The 24,097-nt window shown below is 65.2% G+C and carries 23 protein-coding genes and 2 tRNA genes; 10 read left to right on the top strand and 15 right to left on the bottom strand.

The genetic code is table 11. From position 1 onward, the window contains the following. Position 1: 1 nt before the first annotated feature. The gene (locus SLQ30_RS16125) at positions 2–601 is read right to left on the bottom strand and encodes a histidine phosphatase family protein (protein ID WP_319448538.1); all 600 of its coding nucleotides are present in this window, start codon (positions 599–601) and stop codon (positions 2–4) included. A 19-nt stretch (positions 602–620) separates the two neighbouring features. Here SLQ30_RS16125 and SLQ30_RS16120 point away from each other — a divergent pair, with 19 nt between their 5' ends. Next, complete coding sequence (locus SLQ30_RS16120) at positions 621–1,673, top strand: putative zinc-binding metallopeptidase (RefSeq protein ID WP_319448537.1); 1,053 nt, start codon at positions 621–623, stop codon at positions 1,671–1,673. Between the two features lie 64 nt (positions 1,674–1,737). On the opposite strand, the gene SLQ30_RS16115 is transcribed toward SLQ30_RS16120, so the two are convergent. The 3 genes from SLQ30_RS16115 to SLQ30_RS16105 all read right to left on the bottom strand — a co-directional run bounded on the left by SLQ30_RS16115 (position 1,738) and on the right by SLQ30_RS16105 (position 5,054). Then, the gene (locus tag SLQ30_RS16115) at positions 1,738–3,615 is read right to left on the bottom strand and encodes an alkyl/aryl-sulfatase (protein ID WP_413468050.1); all 1,878 of its coding nucleotides are present in this window, start codon (positions 3,613–3,615) and stop codon (positions 1,738–1,740) included. A gap of 74 nt (positions 3,616–3,689) precedes the next feature. Next, on the bottom strand, positions 3,690–4,526 hold the full coding sequence (locus tag SLQ30_RS16110) for an SDR family oxidoreductase (protein WP_319448535.1): 837 nt from the start codon (positions 4,524–4,526) through the stop codon (positions 3,690–3,692). A gap of 36 nt (positions 4,527–4,562) precedes the next feature. After that, a complete protein-coding gene (locus SLQ30_RS16105) occupies positions 4,563–5,054 on the bottom strand; it encodes a metallophosphoesterase (RefSeq protein WP_319448574.1) in 492 nt (163 codons plus the stop codon). A 158-nt stretch (positions 5,055–5,212) separates the two neighbouring features. Here SLQ30_RS16105 and SLQ30_RS16100 point away from each other — a divergent pair, with 158 nt between their 5' ends. Then, positions 5,213–7,540, top strand: a complete 2,328-nt coding sequence (locus tag SLQ30_RS16100; protein ID WP_319448534.1) for a putative bifunctional diguanylate cyclase/phosphodiesterase — start codon at positions 5,213–5,215, stop codon at positions 7,538–7,540. Here SLQ30_RS16100 and SLQ30_RS16095 read toward each other — a convergent pair. Then, positions 7,537–7,929: a nuclear transport factor 2 family protein gene (locus SLQ30_RS16095; protein WP_319448533.1), complete on the bottom strand. Its 393-nt coding sequence runs from the start codon at positions 7,927–7,929 to the stop codon at positions 7,537–7,539. The genes SLQ30_RS16100 and SLQ30_RS16095 overlap by 4 nt on opposite strands. 23 nt (positions 7,930–7,952) lie before the next feature. Here SLQ30_RS16095 and SLQ30_RS16090 point away from each other — a divergent pair, with 23 nt between their 5' ends. After that, positions 7,953–10,463, top strand: a complete 2,511-nt coding sequence (locus SLQ30_RS16090) for a phosphoketolase (RefSeq protein ID WP_413468049.1) — start codon at positions 7,953–7,955, stop codon at positions 10,461–10,463. 23 nt (positions 10,464–10,486) lie between these two features. Here SLQ30_RS16090 and SLQ30_RS16085 read toward each other — a convergent pair whose 3' ends face one another. The 6 genes from SLQ30_RS16085 to SLQ30_RS16060 all read right to left on the bottom strand — a co-directional run bounded on the left by SLQ30_RS16085 (position 10,487) and on the right by SLQ30_RS16060 (position 17,693). Next, entirely contained in the window at positions 10,487–11,233 is a 747-nt protein-coding gene (locus SLQ30_RS16085; RefSeq protein WP_319448531.1) for a hypothetical protein, read from the bottom strand. Beyond that, positions 11,230–12,747: a polysaccharide deacetylase family protein gene (locus SLQ30_RS16080; RefSeq protein WP_319448530.1), complete on the bottom strand. Its 1,518-nt coding sequence runs from the start codon at positions 12,745–12,747 to the stop codon at positions 11,230–11,232. Before SLQ30_RS16080 ends, SLQ30_RS16085 begins: the two co-directional genes overlap by 4 nt. Before the next feature lie 13 nt (positions 12,748–12,760). Then, on the bottom strand, positions 12,761–13,765 hold the full coding sequence (locus tag SLQ30_RS16075) for an NAD-dependent epimerase/dehydratase family protein (protein ID WP_319448529.1): 1,005 nt from the start codon (positions 13,763–13,765) through the stop codon (positions 12,761–12,763). Then, positions 13,753–15,147, bottom strand: coding sequence for a glycosyltransferase (locus tag SLQ30_RS16070; protein ID WP_319448528.1), 1,395 nt, complete (start codon positions 15,145–15,147; stop codon positions 13,753–13,755). Before SLQ30_RS16070 ends, SLQ30_RS16075 begins: the two co-directional genes overlap by 13 nt. 137 nt (positions 15,148–15,284) lie before the next feature. After that, positions 15,285–16,610, bottom strand: a complete 1,326-nt coding sequence (locus SLQ30_RS16065; RefSeq protein ID WP_319448527.1) for a nucleotide sugar dehydrogenase — start codon at positions 16,608–16,610, stop codon at positions 15,285–15,287. Between the two features lie 516 nt (positions 16,611–17,126). Beyond that, entirely contained in the window at positions 17,127–17,693 is a 567-nt protein-coding gene (locus tag SLQ30_RS16060; protein ID WP_413468048.1) for a M15 family metallopeptidase, read from the bottom strand. A gap of 73 nt (positions 17,694–17,766) precedes the next feature. On the opposite strand from SLQ30_RS16060, the gene SLQ30_RS16055 reads away from it, so the two are divergent. Both SLQ30_RS16055 and SLQ30_RS16050 read left to right on the top strand, forming a co-directional pair. After that, positions 17,767–18,045, top strand: coding sequence for a type II toxin-antitoxin system Phd/YefM family antitoxin (locus SLQ30_RS16055; RefSeq protein ID WP_319448526.1), 279 nt, complete (start codon positions 17,767–17,769; stop codon positions 18,043–18,045). Next, positions 18,042–18,446 carry a type II toxin-antitoxin system VapC family toxin gene (locus SLQ30_RS16050; RefSeq protein ID WP_319448525.1) on the top strand — a complete coding sequence of 135 codons (405 nt, stop codon included), beginning with the start codon at positions 18,042–18,044 and terminating at the stop codon, positions 18,444–18,446. Before SLQ30_RS16055 ends, SLQ30_RS16050 begins: the two co-directional genes overlap by 4 nt. A gap of 61 nt (positions 18,447–18,507) precedes the next feature. On the opposite strand, the gene SLQ30_RS16045 is transcribed toward SLQ30_RS16050, so the two are convergent. Next, a tRNA-Arg gene (locus SLQ30_RS16045) sits at positions 18,508–18,580 on the bottom strand. A 32-nt stretch (positions 18,581–18,612) separates the two neighbouring features. Continuing rightward, positions 18,613–18,704: transfer RNA gene (locus SLQ30_RS16040), tRNA-Ser, on the bottom strand. A gap of 131 nt (positions 18,705–18,835) precedes the next feature. Here SLQ30_RS16040 and SLQ30_RS16035 point away from each other — a divergent pair. From SLQ30_RS16035 to SLQ30_RS16020, 4 genes are read left to right on the top strand one after another with little or no spacing between them, the layout of a single operon-like run. After that, on the top strand, positions 18,836–19,891 hold the full coding sequence (locus SLQ30_RS16035; protein ID WP_319448524.1) for a pyridoxal phosphate-dependent aminotransferase: 1,056 nt from the start codon (positions 18,836–18,838) through the stop codon (positions 19,889–19,891). Further along, a complete protein-coding gene (locus tag SLQ30_RS16030; RefSeq protein WP_319448523.1) occupies positions 19,888–20,361 on the top strand; it encodes a DUF4334 domain-containing protein in 474 nt (157 codons plus the stop codon). The genes SLQ30_RS16035 and SLQ30_RS16030 overlap by 4 nt, the downstream gene beginning before the upstream one ends. A 17-nt stretch (positions 20,362–20,378) precedes the next feature. Further along, entirely contained in the window at positions 20,379–20,786 is a 408-nt protein-coding gene (locus tag SLQ30_RS16025) for a hypothetical protein (RefSeq protein ID WP_319448522.1), read from the top strand. A gap of 11 nt (positions 20,787–20,797) precedes the next feature. Beyond that, positions 20,798–21,622 (top strand): crotonase/enoyl-CoA hydratase family protein, encoded by an 825-nt coding sequence (locus tag SLQ30_RS16020; RefSeq protein WP_319448521.1) that lies wholly within the window; start codon positions 20,798–20,800, stop codon positions 21,620–21,622. A 1-nt stretch (position 21,623) separates the two neighbouring features. Here SLQ30_RS16020 and SLQ30_RS16015 read toward each other — a convergent pair whose 3' ends face one another. Beyond that, positions 21,624–22,028, bottom strand: coding sequence for a hypothetical protein (locus SLQ30_RS16015; protein WP_319448520.1), 405 nt, complete (start codon positions 22,026–22,028; stop codon positions 21,624–21,626). Positions 22,029–22,112: 84 nt separating this feature from the next. Between SLQ30_RS16015 and SLQ30_RS16010 the strand changes: the two genes are divergently transcribed. Next, positions 22,113–23,744: an acetolactate synthase large subunit gene (locus SLQ30_RS16010; protein ID WP_319448572.1), complete on the top strand. Its 1,632-nt coding sequence runs from the start codon at positions 22,113–22,115 to the stop codon at positions 23,742–23,744. A gap of 8 nt (positions 23,745–23,752) precedes the next feature. On the opposite strand, the gene SLQ30_RS16005 is transcribed toward SLQ30_RS16010, so the two are convergent. Further along, positions 23,753–24,046 (bottom strand): putative quinol monooxygenase, encoded by a 294-nt coding sequence (locus SLQ30_RS16005; RefSeq protein ID WP_319448519.1) that lies wholly within the window; start codon positions 24,044–24,046, stop codon positions 23,753–23,755. Between the last annotated feature and the right edge of the window lie 51 nt (positions 24,047–24,097).

Raw genomic sequence — 24,097 nt, 5'->3', positions numbered from 1 at the left:
TCTACCATCGCTGATTTCTGGGCAGCAGATCCCATACGTGTTCGGTCCCGTTGATCGACGCGACGCCGAGATTTCCGTCGCGGGACGACAGCAGCCGGGTGACGCCTGCGTAGTCGACCTGCACACACAGCAGCCGCGGCGTTTTCATGATGGTGTGCACCAGCGCGTTGATCACGCCGCCGTGGCTGAACAGGGCGACGGTGTCCTCGTGAGCGGCAGCGGCGACGAGGTCCGCGGCCCCGGCGTTGACCCTGGCGATGAACGCCTCCTCGTCGACCCCGCCGGGCAGATGGCCGTCGATGAGCCGCTGCAGATCCTCTTGCGAGGCCTCCTCGATCGGCGTGTAGTGCGAAAGCCCGTAGTCGTACTCGGCCAGCCGTTCGTCGACGTCCACCGTCAGCCCGAGCGCGTCGGCTACCGGCTGCGCTGTCTGTAACGCGCGTCGCTGCGGGCTGCTGACCAGCCGCTTGATGGGAAATCGAGCCAACGCGTCGGGGAGTCGCTTGGCCTGTTCGATGCCGTCCTCGGACAGGTTGGGGTCCGAACCCTGACCGGGCTCACTGCGCAAGGGAAGCGCATGTCTGATCACCAGCAGCTGCATGCGTGACACCATATGGCCTGTGCGCGCATTCGCTTGTCCGGTGTGCAATGACTTCGCCCCGTTCGAGTCCGATGGGTGTGCCAATTGCGGGACGACCCTCGGCTTTCACGTGCCGACCAAGACGATGGTCCCGATCGTCGACGGCGGCGCGCTCATCGATGGCCAGCGCTGGGTGAGGTGCACGCAGTATCAGCCGCTGGGCTGCAACTGGTTGGCGCCTGACGAGCAGACCGAGTACGAACGCGGCCGCTGCCTGGCGGATTCGTTGATCCGCCGCGAACCCGCCGCTGATGACACGCTGGCCCGCGAGAAGCTGGTGCCGACGGCCGCCGCACTGCGCCGCATGGTCTATCAACTCGACGACATCGGGCTGCCGATCGATCCGTTCTGGCGCCACGACGGCGGGCTGGCCTTCGACCTGTTGTCGAGCCGCACCACCCGGGAGAAGGTGATCATCGGCCACGCGAACGGGGTGATCACCATCGACGTGGTCGAGTCGCTCGACGACTACCGAGAGTCGCTGCGGGTGAAGCTCGGCGAGCCGTACCGGACGATGCTCGGCCACTTCCGCCACGAGGTCGGGCACTACTACCAAAACGTGCTCGTCGAAACCGGTTCCGGCGCAGCGAAATACCTCGATGAGTGCCGCGCGTTGTTCGGCGACGAGCGCGACAGCTACTCCGACGCGATCGCGCGGCACTACAAGATGGGCGCGCCCGCCGGCTGGGAAGATTCGTTCATCTCCGAGTACGCCACGATGCATCCGTGGGAGGACTTCGCGGAGTGCTTCGCCCACTACCTGCACATCACCGACACCATCGACACCAGCCGCGAGGCAGGCATGGTGCTGTTGGCCGAGCGGGTTCGGTTCACCGCGCCGCGTGACATCGTGCCGCTCGATTCGTACGCCGACGTGCCCGTCGAGCGGCTGCTGTTCGACTGGCACTGGATGTCGATGCTCTTCAATCGCGTGAACACGGCCATGGGCAAGAGTCCGCTGTACCCGTTCGACATACCCCCAGCCGTTGCCACCAAGCTCGGCTTCGTCCACAAGGTGATTCGCGAGCCCTGACCCAGCGATTTGGGCGCGCTATTCCGAGCTGACCCCGGAACAGCGCGCCGAAATCGCCTGGGGCCTAGGGGGTAACGATGTTGAAGTTCGGGTTGGGTCGGTCGAGCACGCCCATCAGCGCGGCCATCGCTCCCGCGTCCCCGCTGATCTCCACACCTGGTGACGACGCGTCGCCCGCGGCGAACATCAGGAGCCGAGTCTTGTTGGCGAGCGTGACGGTCGCCGTCGCGGTCGCGGGGTCGGCGACTACCTTGCGGTGCACCAGCACCCCGTTGCGCAGGGCAAGCCGGTAGTTGGTTGCGACGTCCGTGAACGTGATGTCGAGCGCGAGGTCGAGATCCCACGCCCGGGGGCCGTTGATGCTGATGGCGAAGGTGTCGAACATCTGCTCTGGCGTCAGCTGGCCCATGATCGACGGCGACGCGCTCTGCGTCGGGGTGCCGAAGTTTCCTTCCCGCAGTTCGGTCGCGCCGGACAGGAAGAAGTTGCGCCACACGGCATTCTCCGCACCGTAGGCCAGCTGCTCGAGCGTGGCGGCGTACAACGCGCGGGCCCCGGGGTGCTCCTGGTCGGTGAAGATGGCATGATCTAGAAGCGTTGCGGCCCAACGGAAGTCACCGTCGTCGAACGCGTGCTGCGCCAACTCGACCACACGGTCGAGGCCACCCATCGCCTCCACGTAGCGTGGTCCGATCGCCTCCGGCGGATGTGCCCACAACCGCCCCGGATTCCCGTCGAACCAACCCATGTAGCGCTGATAGACCGCCTTGACGTTGTGGCTGACCGACCCGTAGTAGCCGCGGGTGTGCCATGCCGCCTCGAGCGCGGGTGGCATCTGGAAGGTCTCGGCGATCTCGATGCCCGTGAAGCCCTGGTTCAACTGTCGCAGCGTCTGGTCGTGCAGGTAGGAGTACAGATCCCGTTGCAGCGCAAGGAATTCGACGATGCGCTCCTTGCCCCATGTCGGCCAATGGTGCGACGCGAACACGACGTCGGCGCGGTCGGAGAACGTGTCGATGGCCTCGGTCAGGTAGCCAGCCCACCCGTGCGGGTCACGCACCAGCGCTCCGCGCAGGGTGAGCAGATTGTGCAGGTTGTGGGTGGCGTTCTCGGCCATGCACAGCGCCCGGAACTTCGGAAAGTAGAAGTGCATCTCGGCGGGCGCCTCGGTACCCGGTGCCATCTGGAACTCGATCTCGACGCCGTCGACGGTGTGCGTCTCACCGGTCGCACGGATGTCGACGGTCGGGACGATGAGCGCCACCTCCCCGGTCGAGCCGACCTGCCCGAGCCCACAGCCGACCTGCCCCTGCGGCCCCCGCGCCAGCACGGCGCCGTACATGTAGGAGGCCCGCCGCGCCATTGCGGTTCCCGCATAGACGTTTTCCTGGACGGCGTGGTCGGTGAAGTGTTCGGGCGCGATGATCGCGACCTTGCCCGCGTCGACGTCGGCCTGGGTCGTCACGCCCAGCACCCCACCGAAGTGGTCGACGTGGCTGTGCGTGTAGATCACGGCGACCACGGGCCGATCGCCGCGATGCGCGCGGTAGAGCGCGAGCGCCGCGGCGGCCGTCTCGGTGGAGATCAGCGGATCGATGACGATGATTCCGGTGTCGCCCTCGATGAAGCTGATGTTCGACAGGTCGAGGCCGCGAACCTGGTAGACACCTTCGACGACCTCGTAGAGGCCTTGCTTGGCGCACAGTTGCGACTGCCGCCACAAGCTGGGGTGCACGGTGGCAGGGGCGTCCCCGACCAAGAACGCGTAGGAGTCGTTGTCCCACACCACTCGTCCGTCGGCGGCGGTGACGACGCACGGCTCGAGTGCGCCGATGAATCCGCGGTCGGCGTCGGCGAAGTCACGGGTGTCCGCCAGCGGTAGCTCGGCGAGGTGATCGGCGTGCGCGGCTTCGATGACGGCACTGGGTGGTTGCTGATCCATGGCCACGACAGTGCCACCACCGTCACGTGATCGGAGCGGAACCGACACGTTGCGCACTGCCTCTACGCGAGCGGCTAGGTGTGTCGGGCCCGTTCCTCGTAGTCCCTGCGCTTGTCGACGTCGACGCCGTCGGAGAAGATGACGTCCGCACGGATGAGCCTGCGGACGGCTTCGTTCAGTCGTCGTGGCGTGAAATTGCGCATGAACAGCGTGGTGAGCCCGGCCGCCTTCGTCACCATCAGGTGAGGTTTGGGCTTGGCGATCAATCCGACGATCCCGGCGGCGATGTCCTCCGGCTCGGCGTTGCGCAGACCCCGCGCGCTCGACACCCCGTCCACCATCGCGGTGTTCGTGAGCGTGGGCATCACCGACGAGAACGCGACGCCCGTGCCGCGCATCTCGAGCCGGACGGTGTCCGTGTAGCCCAGTACGGCGTGCTTGGTGGCAACGTAGGTCGCGATTCCTGGCATCGGCGTGATGGCCGCGAGCGACGCCACGTTGATGATGTGGCCCTTGCGGCGCTTGATCATTCGCGCGGCCGCGAGTTTCGTCCCGAGGATGACACCGAACACGTTGATGGCGATAGTGCGCTGGCTGACAGCGTCGGATTCCTCGACCGCCTTTCCGGTCGGGCAGATGCCGGCATTGTTGATCAGTACGTCGAGTGGGCCGAGCTGGCGTTCGACCTCGTCGAGAAACGCCTCGAAGGACGCGCGGTCGGTGACGTCGAGCTTCGCGTACACATCGAGCCCTAGTTGGGTGCCCGCCTCCTTGACCGCGACCTCGTCGATGTCGCCGATTGCCACCTTCGCGCCCAACCTGTGCAAGGCCGTCGCGGTAGCCAATCCGATGCCTCTCGCCCCGCCGGTGATGGCGACGACCTTTCCGTTGATCACCGTCCCAGCTGCCATGGTGCCTCCGTTCGTCTCGACGACTGGCCAACCCGTTCAGACACGATGCAACACCACGTCGTGCAGTACGGAATCCGCGACCGTCGCCGTCATGTAGGTACAAAACGGCTGGCTCCGCCGGTCCGTCGGCGAACCCGGATTGAGCAGGCGTAGACCGGTCTCCGCCGTGGTGTCCCACGGAATGTGGCTGTGGCCGAATACCAGGACATCGGTGTCGGGATACTGCGCTGCCATCCGCGCGTCGCGGCCTGCCGTCTTGCCCGTCTCGTGGACGACGGTGAACCGCACCCCTTCGAGCGTCACGTCGGCCCGCTCTGGCAGCCGTCGCCGGAGTTCGTCGCCATCGTTGTTGCCCCAGCAGCCGACGAGCCGCTGAGCCCGACCTTCCATCGCGTCGAGCAGGGCGGGCGTGATCCAATCGCCCGCGTGCAGCACCGCGTCGGCGCGGGCCACTGCCTCCCAGACCGTGGCGGGAAGGTCCTTCGCCCGCCTCGGAACGTGTGTGTCGGCGATCAGCAGCAGTTGCACCTTCACGAAGCTAGTGGACGAAACCAGCCCGATCCGGCCATTTGGTTGCTGGCACTCGACGAAGGCGTGCACCGATTGGTGCAAAGATAGGCTTGACTTTGCCAAGCAACTCCCGAACGATTGATTCAAACTGGGAGTTTTGTTTGCTAACACGCAGAATGCAGTTGATCGTCGGGGCGGCGGCGGTCGTCCTGCTGGCGTTTGCCTGTTGGCTGCTCTTCGGTTGGGGTGGGCCCGCGACCATCGCCGTCATCACGCCGCTCGGATCGCTCACGTTCACGCTCTTCGCATTGGCATGCACTGGTACGGCTGCGCTCACGACGACCGGGCGAGCACGCGTGGCCTGGGGCGGGCTGGCGCTCGCATTGCTCGCCTGGTCCATGGGAAACGCAGTCTGGGCGTACTACGCCATCGCGCACGATTCGCTACCACCCGCCTCGCCCGTCGCCGACGCGGCATACCTTGTCCCGACCATCATTGTCTGCGCCGCATGGACCATGACCATTACCGGCGAGGGTCGACTCGGTCGGGTACGGCCATTGCTGGACGGGTTGATCGTCGCCGGAGCACTGTTCCTAATCTGCTGGGTGTTGTTGTTAAAGGACATGTTCGAAGCCAGCAGAGGCAACAATCTGGAGCTCGCGTTAGCGCTGGCGCACCCGCTCGGAGACATCGTCATGATCACCATGGCGCTGGTGATCATGATGAACGCTCCCAAATCGCAGCGTCGAACAATCGCTTTGCTCACCGCCGGATTGATTGCCGTTGCGCTCGCAGATACCGCGTTGGCCTATCTCAACTTCCACGGGATCCGCAGCGGGAACGTGGCCGTCATCGGGTGGGCCATCGGGCTACTGCTGATGGCTACGAGCGCCTTGAGCACACTCGGCAAGCCGCCACTCAGTACGGTTGCCGACCCGCACCTGTCGCGGAGGTTGAGCTGGCTTCCGTACCTGCCCATGCCCTTTGCGATGGTGCTCGGCGTGGTCCGACTCTGGTCCGCAGTCGACCGGCCACTCCTCGTCGTAGGCACGGTCCTGATGGCCGTCGCGCTGATCCGGCAGCTCATCGTGTTGGGCGACAACCGCGGCCTCCGCGCGACGGTGGCCGAACAGGCGTTGCGCGACCCGCTCACCGGCCTGGCCAATCGGCGACTGTTCTCCGACCGGCTCTCTCACGCCATGGAGTTGCGCCAGCGCGACGGGCGGCAGGTCGCCGTGTTGTCACTGGATCTCGATGACTTCAAACTCGTCAACGACAACCTTGGACACCCTTCCGGCGACGCGCTTTTGAAGGCCGTCGCCGACCGGCTGCTGAGCATCGTGCCGATGGGCGACGCACTCGCGCGACTCGGCGGGGACGAGTTTGCCATCGTGATCGAAGAGGGGTCCCTGCCCGCCGAGGAGCTTGCACAACGGGTGGTCGAGATGTTCGACAAGCCGTTCTTCCTCGACGGCGAGGACGTGTACATGCACCCGAGCGTTGGGCTCGCGACCACCGCTTCGGACGCCGACGGGCGGATCTCAGCGGACGAGCTCTCCAAGCGCGCCGACCTCGCCAGGCACACGGCGAAACGCGCAGGGGTAGGAGGCGTGCAGGAGTTCACCACCGGCATGCGCCACGACGACCGCGCCGAAGTCCGGACTGCCCCGTCCAACGACGAGCGGAGCCGGCGAGCGCCAGTCGCCGGAATCCAACTACTTGGCCAGCTGCGGCGGGCGATCGACGAACGCGAACTCATCCTCGTGTATCAACCCAAGATCAACCTCTTGTCCGACTGCATGGTCGGCGTCGAAGCGCTCGTCCGCTGGCCGCATCCCGAACTGGGGCTGCTCACGCCTAACCAGTTCCTGCCCTTGGTGCGCCAGAACGGGCTGATGGACGTGGTCACCGACCTGGTGCTTACGACAGCGGTGAGTGATGCGGCTAGGTGGTATGCGCCGCACACGTGCGACGTGCCGGTCGCGATCAACCTGTTCGCACCTGTGCTCAACGATCTGACGCTGCCCGACCGCATCAGCGCCGCACTCGAGAAAGCCGAATTGCCGCCCGCCGCACTGTCGTTCGAACTCACCGAACATCTGCTGTTGGCCAACATCCGCCGGGCCAGAACCATCATCGACCAGCTGCGCGCCAGAGGACTCCGCATCGCCATCGACGATTTCGGCAGCGGCTACGCGACCATGAGTTACCTGCGCGACCTGCCGATCGACGAACTGAAACTCGACCGCCAGTTCATCGCGCCCATCCTGCGCAGTGAACGTGCCGCGGCCATCGTCCGGTCGGTCATCGACCTGGCGCACGCACTGGGCATCGCCTGCGTGGCAGAGGGCGTCGAGGACAAGGCCACCGCGGATCGACTCCGCGAGTACGGCTGCGACATCGCCCAGGGCCACTACTTCTCCCGCCCGATGTCGGCCGACGCGCTGCTGGCTCGGTGTCAGGACGGCTGCAGCACTTCGCCCGTCTTCGGCATCGTCACCTAGGGTGCCGACGCGGCGAGCAACTCCGCCATCTTGGGCATGATCACCTGAAGTGCCTTGAAGGGCCGCATCATTACCTTGAACGACACGATTTTCTCGTCGTCGTTCCACGTAATCATGTCGATGCCGTCGACGTGGATGCCGTCGATCGTGGCGGTGAACTCCAGCACGGCGGAGCGCTCCCCGAACCATTGGCCGACGTACTGAAAGTCCGTACCCGAGAACAACTTCTCGGCGGCGCTCAGGTACATCGCCGTCTTCGCCTTGCCCTCCTGCGGGGTGAACACCGCAGGCGAATAGAAGACCGCGTCCTCGGCCAGCAAGCCGTCGAGCTCAGCCGGCCGGTGGTTGTCGATGATGTCGATCCAGCGCTGGATCACCGGTGGTGTCATGGGGGCCATCCTGCCCCCGCCCAATGCTTCACGGCGAATGGGGCTTGGATGGACTGATGAGCATCACCACGACAACCACCTGGCCTTCCGCGGACCTGCCCGAGCTGAGCGACGACGCGGTCGCCCAACTCGACGGCTGGTGGCGCGCCGCCAACTACCTGTCGGTGGGACAGATCTACCTGCTGAACAACCCATTGCTGCGAACCCCGCTGGCGCGCGAGGACGTGAAGCCGCGCTTGCTCGGCCATTGGGGCACCACGCCCGGCCTCAACTTCATCTACGCGCATCTCAACAGGGTCATCAAGGCACGCGACCAGTCGACGCTCTACGTCACCGGTCCAGGCCACGGCGGCCCCGGCCTGGTCGCCAGCGCATACCTCGATGGCACCTATTCGGAGGTCTACTCCGATATCACCCGGGACGCGGAGGGCATGCGGCGACTCTTCCGGCAGTTCTCCTTCCCTGGCGGCATACCGTCGCACGTCGCTCCCGAGACTCCCGGCTCCATCCACGAGGGTGGCGAGCTTGGCTACGCGCTCTCACACGCGTACGGGGCGGCGTTCGACAATCCGGACCTCTTGGTCGCAGCGGTCATCGGCGATGGCGAGGCGGAGACCGGAGCGCTGGCGACCAGCTGGCATTCCAACAAGTTCACCAACCCCGCCAAAGACGGTGTCGTACTGCCGATCTTGCATTTGAACGGTTACAAGATCGCCAATCCTACTGTGCTCGACCGGATTCCGACTGACGAGTTGCGCAGCCTGATGATCGGCTACGGGCATCAGCCGCATTTCTTCGAGGTCGAAGACGGGGCCGAGGCGCAGGATCATGCCGACGCGCATCGTCGATTCGCAATCGTGCTCGACACGGTGCTCAACGAGATATCGGACATCAAGGCGCGGGCCGCCGCGGGTGACGAAACGCGACCGCGCTGGCCCATGATCGTCTTCCGCACACCGAAGGGTTGGACCGGTCCGGCCTACATCGACGGCAAAAAGACCACGGGATCCTGGCGCGCACACCAGGTTCCGCTGGCGAGCGCACGCGACACCCCCGAGCACCTCCAGGTCCTGGCGGACTGGTTGGCTTCCTACCGGGCCGAAGAACTCTTCGACGAGAACGGCGTGCTCGATCCCACGATAGCCGCGTTGGCCCCGTCGGGATCGCTACGGATGAGCGACAACCCACACGCCAATGGCGGCCTGCTGCTCAAGGATCTGCGGCTACCCGACTTTCGTGAATACGGCGTGGACGTACCCACCCCCGGCGCGACGGTTGCCGAGGCGACCAAGGTGCTCGGCGGATGGCTGACCGACGTCATCCGGCTCAACCCGGACAACTTCCGGATCTTCGGACCCGACGAGACCGCGTCGAATCGACTGCAGAGCGTGTTCGACGCCACCGATAAGCAGTGGAATGCCGAGTTCTTCGGGCCGGAAACCGACGAACATCTCGCCCGCGTCGGTCGGGTCGTCGAGATGCTGTCCGAACACCAGTGCCAGGGCTGGCTCGAGGGCTATCTGCTTACCGGGCGGCACGGCTTGTTCAACTGCTACGAGGCGTTCATTCACATCATCGACTCGATGTTCAACCAGCACGCCAAGTGGCTGAAGGTGACCAACCACATCCCATGGCGGCGCCCGATCGCCAGCCTCAATTATCTGCTCTCCAGCCATGTCTGGCGTCAGGATCACAACGGCTTCAGCCACCAGGACCCTGGATTCATCGACCATGTCGTGAACAAGCGCGCGGAGGTCGTCCGGGTCTACCTACCACCGGACGCGAACACGCTGTTGTCCACGTACGACCACTGCCTGCGCTCGCGCCAGTACGTCAACGTGGTGGTGGCGGGCAAGCAGCCCGCCCCGAACTACCTGACGATGGAAGAAGCCGTCGCACACTGCACCCGGGGCCTTGGCATCTGGGAGTGGGCGGGCAGCGAGACGATCGGTGAGGAGCCGGACGTCGTGGTCGCGTCGTGCGGCGACGTCCCCACGCTGGAGGGGCTCGCGGCGGTGGACCTGCTCAAGCAGAACCTGCCCGACCTGAAGATCCGGTTCGTCAACGTGGTCGACCTGATGCGACTGCAGGACGAGGGCGAACATCCGCACGGCCTGTCGAACCAGGCGTTCGACGCGATATTCACGTCCGACAAGCCGGTGATCTTCGCCTATCACGGATACCCGTGGCTGATCCATCGGCTGATCTACCGCCGCACCGGCAACGCCAACTTCCACGTGCGTGGCTACAAGGAGGAAGGCACCACGACGACGCCGTTCGACATGGTGATGCTGAACGATCTCGATCGCTTCCATCTGGTGATCGACGTCATCGACCGCGTTCCGTCGCTGCAGACCAAGTACGCCACGTTCCGCCAAGAGATGGTCGACGAACGGCTCGCGGCCCGCGAATACACCCGTGAACACGGCGACGACGTCCCCGCGGTGCGCGACTGGGTGTGGCCCGCTGCGCGAGGGGTGCTTTCGGGCGACGACGTTGCTGCCACCGCCTCGACTGGCGGCGACAACGAATGACGTTTTATGTCGTCGCTCGCGTATCAGCCCAGGACCAGGGGCCGGCTGGTGATGACACGGTTCCAGGGGCCGTCGGGGACGTCCACGTCGTCAATGAATCGCCAGTCGACTCGGTCGTGCTGTCCGTCCAGTTGGCCGAAGCCGAGACAGCCGTTGACGGCGGGTGAGACATCGAGGCCGGCGCCGTTGAAGCGGGAATTCACGGGACGGCGGTCGTCGGCGCCGAAAACGTAAGCGGCGTCGTCGTATACGGCGGGACCCGCGTCCTCGATTTGGCCGTAACAGGTGGTAGCGCCTTTGCTGAGTTGCACCCAGCGGTTCTTCATGAAGCTGAACGTGGGGTCGTCGGCGCGGCCCCGGTAACTGGAATCGTCAGCCCACGGAATCACCTTCGCACGCATCGAGAACGCGGCGGGGTTGTTGATGTCGTCGAACGGCAGGTCCAGGTAGAACGGATTCTGGCGGGGCGTCATCCCAGTCGGGAAGAACCCGTTCGACGCGTCACGGCGCTCGGTTCGGCACACGCCGTCCTCGACGATGCCATCGCATCCACCGTAGTTCGCCAGCCAGTTCGCGTCGTAGGTCGAGTATTCCTGCGAGCCGTCGGAAGACGAGCGGTCGATGACTTCACCGACCCAAAAGGTGGTGGCGACGATGTTCCGGTGCCAGGGATACTCGCGGGTCTGCGGCTGAGCCGACCCCGTGCCACACGCAACCAGCACGACAGCCAACACGCCGACCAATACGACCTGCGGTCGATCGAGCGTCATGGGGTGCCCGCGACCAATGAGTAGTCGTCGGTCACCAATTCGCCGTTTTGGGTCAGGGTGAGCCCGAAGCTGACGGCCGTCACTCCCTCGGGAATGGGAGGCAGCGTCCAGCGGGCGGCGGTGAACTGCGTTGCCGGGGCGAACTCCGGACTCGACACTCCATAGACCCAGATCCCGCGAGCCAGTCGGTATTGGACGGAGAACGCCGTCGGGACCGTAGCGGTGTACGACGCCTGAATGGTGTACGTCCCTCCCGGTGACACTGCGGGGGCGCAGGTTCCCAGGTCCATCGTTTGCAGGAGTTTGGCATCCCCGTCGACGTAGTCGCGCATGACCAGCCGGCTGGCCGTCGCTCCGCTGTGAGCGCCGGGGACCAAGGAGAATTCGGGCGAATTGGTGCCGAAGCCACCACGTGCCCAGCACGCCGGAACGCCGTCGGGTCCGGGCTCTTCCAGCGCGGGGTTCGCCACGCCGTTCGTTCCGGACGGGGCGGGCGGGGCGACGGGACCGGCGACCGCGGGCTGAACCGGGCCACCGATGACGTCGCCGACCGTGCGGACCAGCACCGAACCCTGGGACTGCTGGGTCGCTAGCCAGCTGACGAAGTCCTCGAACTCCGCCTGCGGCGTGGCAACACTGGCACTGTCCGGCAGTTGATTGCTCGCGTCCGTGCAGTCGGTGGTGCACAACTTGTGAAAGGTCAGCGGTAGCCAACCGCCGACCGCCATCGCATCTTCGACCTGTCCCTCCAGATCCGCGATCGTCCAATCGCCCTCCACTTCGCGCGGGGCCCTCGTGTTCATCGGGTCCACTGGGGGCACTGCCTCAGCGACGTCGCACAGTTGACAGTGCTGGCGCTGTGGAAGTTCGGCGACTCGGTGTGGCCGCAGCTCATCGAGACTGCGGGCACTGTTGTAGCCGCACGCCCTGACCATGTCCTCGATCTCCGGGGTTGCCGAACCGAACGGGTACGCGAAATTGCGGACGGCAAAACCCCAGCCGAGCAACGTCTTTCGATCGTCGCAGATTTGTCGACGGGCTTCGTCGCCAGGGAGATCGGCGAGGTCGGGATGGGTCAGGCTGTGGCCGCCGACCTCCTGGCCAGACGCGGCAATCGACTTGAGACCCGCCAACGAAAGGTAGTTTGGCCTTCCGATTGTTCCCGAGTTCGCGTAGAACGTGCCGGTCAGGCCGTGTGCGGTCATGATCTCGGCGGCCGTCGCGGCAGAGGCCCAGCCGTCGTCAAAGGTGATGCTCACGACGGTCTGCCCGGGATCCAGGATCAGGGGTTCGGTGGATGCCGGCAACGGGACAGGTTTGCCGTCGGGCTTGACGTAGGGATCGGTGGGCACGGCGGCGACCGTCTGCGTCGGGGATTCTGGGTGGGCGGGGGTGCGGAGCGTGATGCCGCACCCGGCAACCAACACGCAGACCGCGATGAGAGGGCCAGCCAAGGCGAACTGTCGCCCCATGCGGCGGCACGCGGACGCGCCCGTCGCCGAAATTCGCTCCATCACAGTACCGATCTCAGTTGTGCCGTGAAGCGAGGGCAACCGCGTCATCATGGAAGGGACGGGTCCGAAGACCGGCAGCGACCGCGTGGATGATCTCGTCCAACCCGGTGGCCGGACGGAACCCGAGCAACTGCTCTGCTCGGGAATTGTTCGGTACGCGGCGACGCATGTCCTCGAAGCCCTCACCGTAGGCCTGCTCGTAAGGGACGAACTCGATGCCGCTGCTGCTGCCGAGCAATTCGATGATCCGCTCGGCGAGTCCGAGGATCGATATCTCCTGGGCCCCACCGAGGTTGAAGGCCTGACCGTATGCCGCGGATTCCTCCGCCAGACGTACGAGCGCAGGCACAATGTCTCCGACATAGGAGAAGCAGCGCGTTTGCCGTCCGTCCCCGAACACGGTCAGTGGCTCACCTCGCAGTGCCTGGCCGACGAGGTTCGGCACCACCATTCCGTAACGGCCGGTCTGACGTGGCCCCACCGTGTTGAACATCCGGGCAATGGAAACCCGAAGCCCGAACTCGCACCAGTAAGCGTGGGCGAAGGCCTCGTCGATGCCCTTCGCCGCCGCGTAGGTCCACCGCGAGGTCAGTGGGGAACCCAGGATGCGGTCGGAGTCCTCGGAGAGGCTGTCGGCGGTGTTCTTGCCGTAGATCTCGCTCGTCGAGGCCAGGACCATGACCGCGCCCGCGTCGAGGGCGGCGTCTAGGACGTTCTCGGTGCCGTGGATATTGGTCCGCAGGCCCTCCAGAGGGTGCTCGATGATGCGCCTGACGCCAACCGCGGCAGCCAGGTGGAATACGCGGTCCGTTCCGGCGACGATCTCGAGCACGAGAGCGCGGTCGAGCACGGACCCTTCAATCAGACGGAATCGAGGATTCCGGGCGGCTTCGATGAGATTTGCCCGGGAACCGGTGGAGAAGTCGTCCAGCACGGTGATGCTGTCTCCCGTCCCAAGCAGAAGGTCCGTGAGGTGGCTGCCGATGAAACCGGCGCCGCCGGTGATCACGGTTCGCATGTCAGTACTCCTAAGGTGGGGTATGAGGGTGATAGACCTTCCCGCCGGGCGGGACTGATCCACCTGCCGCTGGAGTGTGTGCGCCACGCCGTCGCTATGGAGCGGAGACAGACGTAGGCGTCCACGAGGCGCATCGCGGGGAAAAGGGGAGCGAGCAACAGCAGACTCCCCCGCCGCATCGCGATCGCGGCGAACGCCGTCAGCAGCAGGTCTGGCAGGAGGAAACCGATCAGGACGTACTGCGGACCCAGCGTGCCCACGAGCTCCCGACCCATCACCCGCGGATATCCGTAGGTGTCCGCGAGGGTGTTGCTGTACACCGCGAACAACATCAGCGGCAGCATGAAGAGCAGAATGACGCTGCTGGAGAGCAATTCGGCGATCTGCACCGCGAGTACCAACCAGAACCGCCCAGCGTGGAGACCGTGCGACCTAACCGTCTGCCAGAACCCCAGTGACCAGCGGCCAATCTGGTGCACGTAGTCGTGCAGCGTGTCCGGGTCCTGGGTATAGGCGACCGCGACATCCGGACGGAAGGCGATGCGGCCCAGTCTCTTTGCGTGGACCTCGAAGGTCATGTTGAAGTCCTCGATCACCAGACCCGGTGCGGCGATGTCGATCCGGGCCAGGACGTCGGTCCGGTACATACTCGCGAACCCGGGCACGATCGACACCACGTTCGCCCATTGCGCGGCCTGCCCGTACTTCACTAGCAGTTGCACGACCACGTAGAGCCTGGCTCGATAGGCGACGAGGAAACGCCCCGTCCGGGTCCGGGGTGGTGGGTCCAGGAGGCACTTCACGCGTCCGGCCACAGCCACCACGTCGGGTTCATCGAATTCGGGCAGACCCGTCTCCAGGTAGTCCCGGGCGGGCCTGGTGTCCGCGTCGAGAAACAGCACGACCGCGAAGTTGCTGGCAAGTTCGAAGTGCCGGATCCCTTCCAGCAGCGCGCCGGCCTTGCCCCGGTTCGGTGACAGTTCGAGGACATGCACCCCGAAATCCCGGCCGACGGCGGCGGTGTCATCCGTCGAGCCGTCCGAGACGACGTGGATGTTCGAGATCGGTAGCAGGGCGGAAGCGGCCCGGAGCGAGTTCGCCAGGACCGCAGCTTCGTTGTGAGCGGGAATGAGGACCGCGACATCCTCGGGGCGGAATCGGTGCCGGGAGTCCCCTTCGACCGGGTCGGCAGTATCCGGGCGGTGTCGCGGCATGGAGGAGGGCAGGTGCTCGGCCAGGAAGCGGCCGATTCCCACGGTGCTCCAGAACACCGTGTTCATACCCAAGACGATCAACACCAGCAGGAGTGCGGTCAATGTCCCACTGGCCACCTGGAAGAGGCAGACGAACACCACGATCGCCCCAAGGGCGGCACTCAGCACCACACACAGAATCGGCCCGGTCGTGCCGGGTTTCTGATGGCGATGACGTGGTTTCCCCAAGCGATGACGCGGCGCACCCTGACGTCTGCGGTCGATTCGCTCAGCGACAGCCGTCGTAGTTCGCTCGGCGACAGCCGTCATAGGGTGTGGCGTCCGGCAGATTCGGCAAGCCGGTAGGTGGTGTCCAGCACTGCGGGCTGGCTGGAAAGCCATCCGTAGTCTTGGCCGGGGTGAATTGTATGGACCACCACCAGATCCCACTGCTCCTCAGCGGGATGCGACAGATGTGAAAGTCGGCCGGCGGCCCGCGTCTGAATCACGTCGACCTTCGGGTCGGTGTAGGCGACGTGGGCGCCCTCGGCGGCGAGCAGGTCGATGATCGCCAGCGCTGGCGACTCTCGAATATCGGCAACGCCGGGTTTGTACGTTGCCCCCACCATCAGTACTCGAGCGCCGCGCAGGGGATGGCCGGAATCTCCGAGGATCCGCCGGGCCTTTGCGACGACATCGCGTGGTCGCACCGCGATAGCCGTCATAGCCGCCTCCACCACCGGTGAATTCGCACGCCGAGCACGCAGCTGCCACAGCAGATAGTGCGGATCACAAGGGATGCAGTGCCCGCCCACGCCAGGGCCGGGATAGAACGGCATGAATCCATACGGTTTGGTCGCTGCCGCGGAGATGACCTCCATGACGTCGAGGTCCAGTTCGCAAGCGGCGTCCGCGAACTCGTTGGCAAGAGCGATGTTCACGGCCCGGAACGTGTTTTCGAACAACTTCGTCAGCTCGGCGGCCTCGGGTGAGGACACCATATGTATTGCGGCGGCCGTACGCGCCAAGAAACTAGCCGCCTTTTCCCCACACGCCGTAGTAGCGCCGCCAACGACCCGCGGGGTGCGCTCCGGCGCGTGGTCGATCACGCCGGGGTCGATCCGCTCCGGACTGAACGCGACGAAGACATCCCGGCCGACCTCCAAACCCCGGGATTGCAACGGTCCCACCAATAGGTCTGCGGTGCATCCCGGATACGTAGTGGATGTCAGGACGATCGTCTGCCCCGGATGGGCATGTTCGACCACTGTCGCGCACGCTGCGGACAAGGCTCTGAGATCGGGTGTCAGATGCGCATCGACGGGAGTCGGTACACACACCACTACCGCATCGGCCGCGGCAAGAGACGATGGTTCCGTCGTCAGATGGAGCAGTCCATTTTCCAGCGCTCTCCCTAGCCGGGTCCGACCCAGCGGAGGCAAGTCGACACGGGCGGCCTTGATAGCTGTCAAGCGGGCTTCATCGACATCGAAGCCGATGACCTCGGCTTCCTCGTTCGCAAACGATAGGGCGGTCGGCAGTCCCACGTAACCCAAACCAACCACGGCGACACGCACCGGCACATCGGGGTCCGAGGCATTCGATTGAATCTTTGCTGTTTTGGCCTCGATCGAGAGCGTTTGCACCGTCATCCGGGTCCCCTAATGACGAGACTCAGATGCCCCCCCGACGAGACCATACCTCAAAGCAAACTGTTTTGAGTTCGCTAAAGCTAAACATTTACGTAAAGAGATTCTTTGCGGTACCGGGGAACCATAGCGGATTCGGTGGTACTGGCGCCCGCGCTGTGGCGAGTCTCATGAGCGTTAGGTAGGACTGATTTGGCTGGGTAGAGCAGCGGCGCTCGAGGCGAAATCGATCCGAAGCATCGCCACCGGACGGCCGGAGCCTGCGGACCGATCACCCGACGCCGAGAAGTTCGCGACGACACACATTCCGTTGCTGATGGACTGCTAGCCAATTTCTGTCAGTAGCCTGCCAACTACCTGTGCACTCATGCATCGGCATTGGCTGGATGGGCGACGCGGCAGTATGCAAGATCGCCCATAGCGATATCAGCAAAGGAAAATACGGCTCTGCCGAGGGGGCACGGCGGCTGACCCCCGGACTTGTTCGGTGGGCTGACGCGCGGCCGGGAAACCGTTCGGTCAGCCTGCTGCGTTGGGTAGCAGCGGCGGGCAGTTCCCCTGCGCGTCGGTGGCCAGTTCGAAATGCCACAACTCGTTGGCGTAGATCCGGCACAACCCGAACCGCGAACCATTGGCGATCAGCCATTGGTCGGCGCCGACCCCACCCACGTCGACCGCCTGGCCGACGACGTGCCTGGACCCCTCCGGCGTCTCCACGTACTGCCGCGCCACTGCCAGGCTGCCGTAGGTGTGCACGGCGTTGTCGAGCAGCCGCTGCTGAAACTCCGGCGACCGCCAGCCCGACGTGATGGTCATGGTGACGCCGTCGGCGGCGGCCGCGGTGGCGGCATTCTGAATAGCGCTCAGCAACTGCGGGTCGAGCCGCCCGACCGCCGGGTCCTGCACGTCGAACGGGGTTAGCGTGCCCGGGCCGGACAGCGACCCGTCACCCGGGTCGGTGGGCGAATCCATGGTGACGGTGTGGTCGGCAAGCCTCACCTGGGGACCGGGATCAGCGGGCACCAGTGCGCCGTACGCCGCGGCCACGACGGCTGTCGCCGCCAAGACCCCCGCAATCGATCGCATGGTCCAACCCTAGCCAACCGTCCTGGCGGTGCACCTCGAGCCGGGGTAGCACATCGGGTGCTACATTTGGTACATGGAGGAGATTGGGGTCCGAGAACTGCGACAGCACGCATCGCGATACCTCGCCCGGGTCGAAGCGGGCGAGGAACTCGGCGTCACCAACAACGGACGGCTGGTGGCCCGACTCGTCCCCGTGCGGGCCGCGGCACGTTCCCGCGAAGCCCTCATTGGATCTGGCGCCCTCATTCCGGCGCGCCGCCCACGCAACCTCCTCGACGTCACGGACGCACCGGCACGAGACCGCAAGCGCAATCTGTCCGATGTACTCAACGAGATGCGCGACGAACAGTGATCTACCTGGACACCTCGGCGCTGACCAAGCTGCTCATCACCGAGCCTGAGACATGTGCACTGCAGACATGGCTCGCCGCGCAAACCGGTGAGGGCGAATATGCCGTGACGAGTGCGCTCGCCAGGATCGAATTGATGAGAGTCGTTGCCCGATACGGAGAACCAGGGCAGGCCGAGCGTGCGCGTTACCTACTCGACGGGCTCGACATCCTTCCGCTCACCGAACCGGTGATCGCGCTCGCTGAAACAATCGGGCCGGCGAGCCTGCGCTCGCTCGACGCGATGCACCTCGCCGCCGCTGCCCATCTCGAATTGGAACTGACAGCTTTCGTCACGTACGACCAGCGCTTGCTGAGTGGCTGCCGGGAGGTCGGCTTCGCGACCGCATCACCAGGCGCCTGAAAGTATTGGGAAAGTAGCGGCTCCCGGGCGTGTTGCTGGTGCCGTTTGCGCTGGTGCTGAGTGCGCCCGAAGGGATTCGAACCCCTAACCTTCTGATCCGTAGTCAGATGCTCTATCCGTTGAGCTACGGGCGCTCGTCTTCAGTTATAACGCTGGCGGGCCAGCGTGGCGGAGGCGAGAGGATTTGAACCTCCGGTCCGCTTTAAGACGGACAACTCATTAGCAGTGAGTCCCATTCGGCCGCTCTGGCACGCCTCCTGAACGATCCGAGGGTACCGGACCCAAGCCTGACCGCCGAGGGTGAAGCGTACACAGCCCAACCTGCGGAAGGCAAAGCACTTGGCTGAGCCATCTTCGGGGCACGCCGAGCCCGCCCCTAGACTGGCCCGGTGACCGCCCGTCTGCGCCCCGAGCTGGCTGACCTGCCCGCTTACACCCCGGGCCGGAACGTCCCCGGGGCGATAAAGATCGCGAGCAACGAGACCGTCGACGGTCCGCTGCCCAGCGTGCGCATCGCCATCGAGCAGGCGACCGAGCTCATCAACCGCTACCCCGACAACGGCTATGCCGAGCTCCGGGACCGGCTTGCCAAGTACGTGAACTTCGCGCCAGAGCACATCTCGGTCGGCAGCGGGTCGGTCAGCCTGTGCCAGCAGCTCATCCAGATCACCAGCACCGTCGGCGACGAGGTGCTGTTCGGCTGGCGCAGCTTCGAGATCTACCCGTTGCAGGTCCGCACGGCCGGTGCCACGCCCGTGCAGGTGCCGCTGCTCGACTACACCTTTGACCTCGACGCGATGCTCGCCGCCGTCACCGACCGGACGCGGTTGATCTTCGTCTGCAACCCCAACAACCCAACCAGCACGGTCGTCGACCCCGACGCACTGGCCCGGTTCGTGGCCGCAGTGCCCTCGGACATCCTGATCGCCATCGACGAGGCCTACGTCGAGTACATCCGCGACGGACTGGCGCCCGACAGCTTTCAGCTGGTCCGCGACAATGCCAATGTCGTTGTGCTACGGACATTTTCGAAGGCTTACGGGCTGGCCGGGCTGCGCATCGGATATGCGGTCGGCGACCCGGAGCTCATCACCGCGCTCGGAAAGGTCTACGTACCGTTCACTGCGACCAGCATCTCGCAGGCCGCTGCCATCGCATCATTGGACGCCGCAGACCAGCTGCTGGCCCGCACCGATTCCGTCGTCGCCGAGCGCACGCGGGTGAGCACGGCGCTTCGGGCGGCGGGTTTCACCGTCCCGCCGTCACAGGCCAACTTCGTCTGGCTGCCGCTTCCGGGACGCGCCCAAGAGTTCGCAGCAGACTCCGCGAACAACCGCGTCATCGTCAGGCCCTACGGAGAAGACGGCGTCCGCGTCACGGTGTCCGTAACACATGAGAACGACGCCTTCCTCGACTTCGCCACCCACTGGAAAGAAGACCAATGAGCCTCGCCCGCAAGACGTTCACCGAACTGACCGCCCGCACCGACGTGATCCCGGACGCCGCACTCGACGCGTTCTGGACGGCGCTGGAGCCGGCGTCCATCGACTTCATGATCGGCGAATGGAAAGGCGGCGAGTTCCACACCGGTCACCGCGCCAACGGATTCATGAAGAAGCTCAACTGGTTTGGCAAGACGTTCGTCTCCGCCTCCGACGCCAAACCGTTGGTATGCCTGGACGCCGACGGGAACAAGTTCTCCAACACCGAGGCCATGAAGGGTGAGGCGAGCCTCTGGCTCGAAGAGTTCCGCGGCGAGGTGACCGCGTCGATGGTTTATGACGGGGCGCCCATCCACGACCACTTCAAGAAGGTCGATGACAACGCGGTGATGGGCATCATGAACGGCAAGGGCGCAATCGACGACAGCTCCGGATCATCGCGGCATCTGTACTTCTACCTCGAGCGTACTTAGCGCATATCGTTGCGCAGATGAACGCGCACGTTCGGACTGCGGCGGCCGCCCTGATCACCGTCGGCGTGCTCGCCGGCTGCAGCCAGACGACCACCGGGACCGTCGCGATGACCACCGAGCCTGGCCCGACGACGACGCGCAGTTCGAAGCCCACGCCGACGTCAGACCGCCCGACATCGTCAGCGCCGTCGACCCCCGGCGCACCAGCGCCCGACGACGCGATGACCATGACGTGCAAGGAGTACTCAGACCTCGACGAGGACACCCAGCAAGCCGTCATCGACGAAATCATCGGCCAGGAGGGCTCGTTGATCGGCCCGGAGAACGCCGAGCTCGCCAAGACGCTGGCCGACGCGACCTGTGGGTTCCTGCCCGATGCCGTGCTCAGCGAGATTCTTTTTGGAGGGCCACCGCAGCCCCGCTAGCCTTCCATTTCATGGGCACAACTTATGAATCCCTCGCCGTCGACGTCGACGGGCACGTCGCTCAGGTCACGTTGCTCGGGCCAGGCAAGGGCAACGCCATGGGACCCGCGTTCTGGGCCGAGTTGCCCGTTGCGTTCGAAGCGCTGGACGCCGACCCCGACGTGCGGGCGATCGTGCTCACCGGGTCGGGCAAGAACTTCAGCTACGGCCTCGATCTGGCCGCGATGGGCGGCACCCTGGCACCGATCATGGCCGACGGTGCGCTGGCCCGCCCGCGCACCGACTTCCACACCCACCTGCGCGGCATGCAGCAGTCCATCACCGCGGTCGCGGACTGCCGCACCCCGGTCATCGCGTCGGTGCACGGCTGGTGCATCGGCGGCGGCGTCGACCTGATCTCCGCCGTCGACATCCGGTATGCCAGTGCGGATGCGAAGTTCTCGGTACGCGAGGTGAAGCTCGCCATCGTCGCCGACGTCGGCAGCCTGGCCCGGCTCCCGTTGATCCTGTCCGAGGGCCACCTTCGCGAATTGGCGTTGACGGGCAAAGACATAGATGCTTCGCGGGCCGAGAAGATCGGCTTGGTCAACGACGTCTACGCCGACGCCGACGCCTCGTTGGCCGCGGCCCATGCCACCGCCGCCGAGATCGCGGCCAACCCGCCGCTCGTCGTGCAGGGCGTCAAGGACGTGCTCGACGAGCAGCGCACCGCGCAGGTAGCGGCGAGCCTGCGCTACGTCGCGGCGTGGAACTCCGCGTTCCTCCCGAGCAAGGATCTGACCGAGGGCATCAGCGCCGTGTTCGCCAAGCGGGCACCCGAGTTCAAAGGCGAATGATTCATCGGCGAACTGCGGCCACCTGAACGCTGAACCACAGGGCGATCGCGTGCACGACGGTGCCGACGGCGAGCGCGACGAAGTCGAACACCCCGATCCAGGCGGTGGACGCGTTGCCGATGTCGATCAGGTGGCTCACCGAGTGCAACACGTAGTGCACCGTGGCGAACGCCAGCGTCGGCACCCGCCAACCCGGCCACTTGACCGCCGCCAGACACATCAGGCCCAGTGGCAGCTCGAAACCGGCCAGGTCGAAGATGTAGTGCCCGTTGCGGATCCCGAAGCCGCCGACCGTATCGAAGAAGAATCCGGGCGCGAACATCATCACCAAGCCGAGCACCGTCGAGTACACGCCGTATATCAGCAACACTGCGACCACGACGCGGGTCTTGAACCGAGTGTCCATACTTTGCAGCCTAGGGCGACCCGCGCGCCGAATTCGACGGTTTAGGCTCGGAGGGTGCCAGAAGCCAGCCGGACCACGGCCGAACTGATCGTCGCCTGCCTCGAGAACGAGGGCGTCACGCACGTCTTCGGCATTCCAGGCGAAGAGAACATCCGACTGGTCGACGCGCTGTCGCGATCATCGATCGAGTACGTGCTGACCCGTCATGAGCAAGGCGCCTCGTTCATGGCCGAGGTCTACGGTCGGCTGACCGGCAACGCCGGGGTGTGCTCGGCCACGCTAGGCCCTGGCGCCATCAACCTGTTGCTTGGCGTAGCCGATGCTTCCACGAATTCCACTCCGGTACTTGCTCTTTCGGCACAAGTCGGCATGCGGCGCAGCTACAAGGAGTCGCACCAGAGCGTCGACCTGGTCTCGATGTTCGCGCCCGTCACGAAATGGTCGGCGCTGGTCGCCACACCGGGCGCGGTACCGGAGATGGTGCGCAAGGCGTTCAAGCTAGCGCAGACCGAGCGGCCAGGGGCGGTATACCTCGCCGTCCCGGAGGACGTCGAAGCCGCGGACGCGCCCGACACCGCGATCCCGTTGCACGTCAACGTTCCTCGTCCGGACGACCCGTCCGCCGCCCAGGTCGAGCGAGCCGCCGACATCCTGCGTTCGGCCCGCAATCCCGTGTTGCTGGCTGGCCACGGGGCGGCGCGTGCGCACGCGTCGGACGCGGTACGCCGATTCGCCGAGACGCTTGGCATGCCGGTGGCCACCACGTTCCACGGCAAGGGCGTCATGCCCGACGATCACCCATTGGCGCTCGGCGCCGTCGGCTTCATGCGCCACGACTACGTCAACTTCGGCTTCGATCAGGCCGACGTCATCGTCGCCGCGGGATATGAGCTGCAGGAGTTCGATCCGGTCCGCATCAATCCGCGCGGCGACACCAAGATCATTCACATCCACCGGTTCCCGGCCGAAGTGGACACCCACTACGACGTCGCGGTCGGTCTGCACGCCGACATCGGGCGTTCGCTCGACGCGCTCGCCGATGCGGTCAAGCTCGACAAGCCGTACACGTCGGGTGACGAGCGCATCCGGGCGTTGCTGGCCGACGAACTCGGCAAGGGCCAGGCCGACGACAGCTTCCCGTTGACGCCGGCCAGGATCGTGGCCGACACGCGTGCGGCGCTCGGGCGCGACGACATCGTGCTCGTCGACACCGGCGCATTGAAGATGTGGATGGCCAGGCTCTATCCGACCTACGAGCCCAACACCTGCTTGATCTCCAACGGGCTGTCCACCATGGCGTGGACGCTGCCGGGGGCGATCGCGGCCAAGATCGCACGGCCGACCGCCAACGTTCTCGTCGCGACCGGCGACGGGTCGTTCCTGATGAACTCGCAGGAGATCGAGACGGCGTTGCGGGTCGGCACCCCCATGGTCGTCCTAATCTGGGTGGACGACGCCTACGGGTTGATCAGCTGGAAGATGGACCTCGAAATCGGGCACAACGTCGACACCCGTTTCGGCAACCCGGATTTCGTGGCCTACGCCGAGAGCTTCGGCGCCAAGGGCTACCGCATCGCCTCAGCAGCCGAGTTGCTCCCCACCCTGCGCGAGGCCTTGGCGGCCGACACCGTCAGCATCGTGGCCTGCCCCGTCGACTACAGCGCCAACAGCGAACTCGTCGCGTCCCTCGGGGAACTCGACGAGTCCTGGTCGTAGCCCGACGTTCAGACGTCGGACGTGGTGTACCTGGTCTTGACCGCCGGCCCGGCCAGCAGCGGAGGAAGATCGGTGATCTTGCCCTCCCCGGCGCGGAACCTGCGATAAGCCTCGTCGGCCTCGACGGATTCCCAGACCTCGTAGATGACCCAGTGTGTCTCGTCATCTTCGTCGACGAGCACGTCCGTCACGAGATTTCCGTCGAAGGCCCGCGTCTTGACGAGCTCACGCCGGAAGATTTCGGTTCCCTCACTGAGCGATTCGGGCTTGAACCTGAACTCGAGTAGCACGGTGACTGGCATGAATGCGCTCCTTAGTGGTCGACGGCCTCGCGCGCAGCCCACACGCGCTAC

This window comes from Mycobacterium sp. RTGN4 (assembly GCF_033804635.1).
GTDB lineage: Bacteria > Actinomycetota > Actinomycetes > Mycobacteriales > Mycobacteriaceae > Mycobacterium.
Note: the sequence above shows the minus strand (reverse complement) of the source record. Positions and strands in the feature narration are given on the sequence as shown.